Here is a 4,782-nt window from a genome sequence, read left to right as displayed (position 1 = left end):
TGAACGACAACGGCTTCAGCGCGGCGCGTTCGGCACCTACGTCGACCCCACCCTCGCCTCACGGCTACTCGAACAAGGCGACGACATATTCACGGGCGAGCGCCGCGAGGTGACCGTGATGTTCGTCGACGTAAGGGATTTCACCCCGTTCGCCGAGGCGAACTCCGCCGAAGACACAGTCACCCGGCTTAACGCCCTGTTCGAGATTGTCGTGCCCGCCGTGGTCGACGCCGGGGGGCATGTCAACAAGTTCCTCGGCGACGGCGCACTGGCCGTGTTCGGCGCCCCCAACGATCTCACCGATCATGCTGACGCTGCCGTGCTGGCCGCGGTGAGAATTCAGCGCCTCGTCGCAGAGCGGTTCGGCGGGGATTTGCGGATCGGCATTGGGATCAACACCGGTACGGTGATCGCCGGCACCATCGGCGGAGCGGGCAAGCTGGAGTTCACCTTGATTGGCGACACGGTCAACGTAGCTGCCCGCGTCGAGCAGTACACCAAGACCACCGGTGACCCGATCCTTCTCACCCGCCATTGCCTTGACGCGCTAAATGGGCGGTCACCGGAGCTCATCGACCGGGGATCTCACGCCCTAAAAGGCAAGTCCGCTCCCGTGCAACTCTTCGGACTTGCCCTGTGAATCGAGCCCAATGGCGGCCGGGCTCAGGGATGTAGGTTCCACTGACCGCAATCCTCGGCGAGGACGTCGTTGACGTCGACCTCGAGTCCCCCGACGACTGGGCCAGGATTCGACGCCGTACTCACCACGCGTTGGTAGAGAACCGCGGCGGGGTCGATCTGGCCGCCGGACCAGGACCGGGTCTGCCAGGCCCACCGGTGGCCCGGTGTGCGCGAATTTCCGATAACGCCGTCGGCGGCGGCCCATCGGCATACATCGATGCCGCCGTAGACGCCGGTGCGCTGCACTCCCAGTACCGAATTGATCCCGCGAAACCACTTGACTGCCAGATTGTTCCAGGTGTCGTGGTTTATGTCCTCGTCGACGCTGAAGAAAATCGGGGCACTCTGACCGCCACCCGCCGCGCTATGGAGAGTCCAAGCGGTGCGGGCGTCGGCGACGCCACCCTCGAACCCGCGCTTGAAGTCCGATGGTGCTGTGCCGCCTGGCTTGCCATATTGGTAATTGCTCACGATCATCAGCCCCGCAGCGGTCAGCTGCTCGGCGTAAGGCCGGGTGATCGGCTTGGCACCCATGGACGAACCGGGACGCGATAGCGACACGTAGTTGATGACCCCGGAGTAGCCAGCGGCTCGAATGTGCTCCGCCGAAACTTGGCGCATGGCGAAGTCGATCAGTTTGGGAGTGGCGGCAGCCGCCGCAGGGACGGTGCCAATTTCCGACGCAGCATACAACCCTGGCAATGCAGACATGGCGATGGCGTAACGCAATACGTCGCGCCGGGAAATGGCGCGTGATCGCGGGAGCCACACATTTCCCGACAAATCCTGCATCGCGTGATGGTAAATTTGTCGACTTTGTTCACAGAAGTAGCGGGCGATAGTCGATATCAAATCGGTCTTTACGGTTCACCGGTCTGAGTTGATGGCCGTCAACTGTCGAAGGCGATGGGTAGGCGGGCCGGCCCGCTCAGTCCGACAATCGGCTTCCAGGGCGCTGGCCCGTTCTTGCGGGGGTTCGCGATTCGGCGAGTGACGGTTTTCAGCGCCCGCTGCGGTAGACGGTCACCTGCGCACCAAGAGCGCAATAGTGTCCTTCCTCTGCGAACTGCCCAGAGGCGCACGCCGCGCGTGACGAAGCGGCGCATGCGCCGGGCGCGCTGCTCGCCGGCCCAGGGCGCTAACGATGGCTCCTGCTGGCTGACCGACCCTGGGCCGTGCGCTGCCTGGTGCCGTTTCGTTCGCGCAGCGCACTTCAGCGATTCGAGTCGCATAGTTCCACCCGCGAAATGTGGTTGAGGGTCCCGATTTTCGCGCGTTGGCGGCAATCGCGGCTCTTCGATGACAACCGGCCGGACGATTCGTCGCTACCCTGTTCGTTAGGGTGCCTAGTGAGTCAAGGCATCAAGCGGCACCGCCGCTTTCAGAGTTGAAAGGCCGCTATGACTCCGCCAGCAAGCGTTCCCACGATCAGTGCGAAGCGGATTCGGCTGTTCCATTTCGTTTATGACCACGTTATATCGAAGGTCTATGACCTCGGTCAATTGCCGATTATACCGTTGAAAAAAGCAGCGGTTAATGAGTTGGACCTCAAGCGTGGCGACCATGTAATTGTATTTTGCTGTGGCACCGGTCTGGAATTCCTCTTCATTCAGCCCAGTATTGGTCCCGAAGGAAAAATCCTCGGCGTCGACTGGTCGGATGGCATGTTAGAGCGGGCTCGCCGAAGGATCGTGGAAAATGGTTGGACCAACGTCGAACTTGTCAAAGGCGACGTCACCGCCTTACCAGCGGGTGTCGTCGAACCGGCGTCTTACGATGCGGGCATCTGCACGCTGGGCTTGTCGATCATTAGTGAGCCCGAAAAAGCTTTTCAAGCACTGAAAAATGCTGTGAGGGTAGGGGGGAGGATAGTAATCGGTGATGTCTGTTCGTTCGCGGGCCTGAAGTCGATCCTGAATCCTTTACATACCTTGGGAGACCTTCCAGCGGGTAATACGCACCACAGTTTGGCGCATAGCCGCGTATTCGCGGAGGCGCTGCCTTCGCGTTTACTGGATGCAAAGCTGACATGGCGTCGGGGCGGTGGCTACTACATCGCGTCGGGCAGACGTCCTGAAGCGGAAAGAAGTCAGAGAACTTCTGCTGACCAACCGTAAGGGCACACGCTGGCTGTGCGGAAACAGCCAGAGAAATGCGCTCGACCAACTTGGCGCGGTACGCCGCGTCGACACCAGGGCCTCGACAGGCACTTACGCGGCGTGTCAAGAATCTCTGTCGCACTTTTGCGGTCGGACCAATTAATCCGGGGAGCAAGCAGATGGTCGTCGACTTGAGGCACCGTTGAGGCTGAGGAGCCTGCGCGGGCAGCGTCATTAACCGCTGACCAGATTCTCGCCGTCTACGACTGGCGAGTTAATTTACACATTTGCTGATTTCGCACCGGTAGGTGCGGAGCGGTCTTCGTTTGCGTCAATATCGAGCGCCGAAAAACTTCTTCGTTCGAGGGACGGCGTGCGCTCGATATGGAAGACTACCAGCCAATACACCGCGACGGTCACGCCGCAGAACCAGCATGCCCATGGGCGCGCACACGAGCTGCGGGAAGTCCCATGGTTCCCGGCACAAAATTTGCTGAAACGCCATACGACCACGTCGGCCAGCAGTATGGTGGGGGCAGACTGGCTCGACTCAATGTCTAGTCACCACAGTTCCGGTGGGGAGTGCCGGGCTTCGTGCCGATGAACCTCTCGTGACCCGACGACGTGGACTATAGGTATCCGTTCGGGTTGGCTGAGGGGAAACCTGATGCAACTCCATAACAGGGCCCTTCCGCTGACGCGGGGACAGCTAGACATCTGGTTTGCGCAGGAAACCGATCGCTTCAATGCCCGGTGGCAGCTGGGCTACCTTGTGCGACTGAAGGGCGCGATAGAGCCCGATCTGTTGGAGCGCGCGATCCGTCAGGTGGTGCGGGAGGCTGAACCACTTAGAGCCGCGTTTTTCCAGCTGGATGGCAAGGTTTTCCAAAAGACGGTTGATTACCCGGATGTTGAGCTCGCGCGCCAGGATCTCACAGATTCGCAGGATCCTGTCCAGGAAGCCCAGCGGCTAGCAACCTCGATTCAGCAGACGGTGATGCCGCTTAGTGGCCCGCTGTTCAAATTCGCGTTGTGGCAGACGCGGGTAGATGAATTTTATTTTTTCGTGTGCTGCCACCATATAGTGGCCGACGGAATCGGGCTTGCCCTTGTTTGTCATCGGATCGGAGAAGTTTATAGTGCGATGGCATCGGGCGCGTCGATTCCGCCCGCCTTTTTTGGATCACTGAGTGATCTAATTGATTGCGAGTTAAAATACGAAGCGTCCAACGAGTATCTCGATGATCAGGCCTATTGGACAAAGAATCTGCCGTTAGAAAGCGAACCGAGTTATCGCTTGCCGCCCGCCGTGGGAAAGCGGGCTCCATATGAGCCTTCTGCACCGGTTGAATTGGACCCTGTCGTCGTCGGCGGGATTAAGGAGCTGTCGCAGGCGTTGGGGCTGCGTCGCTCTTCGGTGATTACTGCGGCGTGCGCGCTGCTAGTGCATGGCTGCGAGGTCAAGAGTTCGGAGGTAGTGCTCGAGTTCCCGGTAAGCAGGCGGGTGCGTCCGGAAACACAGACGGTGCCTGGAATGATTACTGGGTTCGTCCCACTGGTGTTGAAAACCTCGCCGGAGCTTGCGGTCGCTAGTTTTTGTGAACATGTCGACACGCGACTGCGGGAAGCATTGCAGCATCAGCGGTTCCCGGTACACACTCTCGAGAGCAAGGCACGCCTTCGCAGCTCCGCGCAGACGCCGAATCGCGTAATTGTCAATTTCATTCCGACTACACATCTGCGAAATATCGCTGGGGCCACGGCATCGGGGTCCCTGACGCACACCAACCTCGTCGATCAGTTTGGACTGGATTTCTTTAGGGACGATGATCGGCTTTTTCTCGGAGCGCAGCCCAGCACAACGACGAATGGGTCCGCGGGTGCTGGGCAATGGCTTTCGGATTGTGATGTCCACGATTTGGTAAAGCGGTTGGAGCGGGTGTTGGTGGCGTTGACTGCTGATCCGGGCGGGTTGTTGTCGTCGGTGGATGTGCTCGTTGAT

4 protein-coding genes are annotated in these 4,782 nt (G+C 59.6%); 3 read left to right on the top strand and 1 reads right to left on the bottom strand.

Annotation, left to right across the window (positions count from 1 at the left end; genetic code table 11):
- A partial coding sequence (locus A5652_RS13420) for an adenylate/guanylate cyclase domain-containing protein (protein WP_197513949.1) occupies positions 1-640 on the top strand: 640 nt, incomplete at its 5' end.
- A gap of 23 nt (positions 641-663) precedes the next feature.
- On the opposite strand, the gene A5652_RS13415 is transcribed toward A5652_RS13420, so the two are convergent.
- On the bottom strand, positions 664-1,473 hold the full coding sequence (locus A5652_RS13415; protein ID WP_067351730.1) for a DUF1906 domain-containing protein: 810 nt from the start codon (positions 1,471-1,473) through the stop codon (positions 664-666).
- Between the two features lie 608 nt (positions 1,474-2,081).
- On the opposite strand from A5652_RS13415, the gene A5652_RS26740 reads away from it, so the two are divergent.
- Entirely contained in the window at positions 2,082-2,798 is a 717-nt protein-coding gene (locus tag A5652_RS26740) for a class I SAM-dependent methyltransferase (protein WP_082983889.1), read from the top strand.
- 649 nt (positions 2,799-3,447) lie between these two features.
- A partial coding sequence (locus tag A5652_RS13410; protein ID WP_232001187.1) for a condensation domain-containing protein occupies positions 3,448-4,782 on the top strand: 1,335 nt, incomplete at its 3' end.

Source organism: Mycobacterium sp. 1165178.9 (assembly GCF_001673555.1).
In the GTDB taxonomy this organism is placed as follows: Bacteria; Actinomycetota; Actinomycetes; order Mycobacteriales; family Mycobacteriaceae; genus Mycobacterium.
Note: the sequence above shows the minus strand (reverse complement) of the source record. Positions and strands in the feature narration are given on the sequence as shown.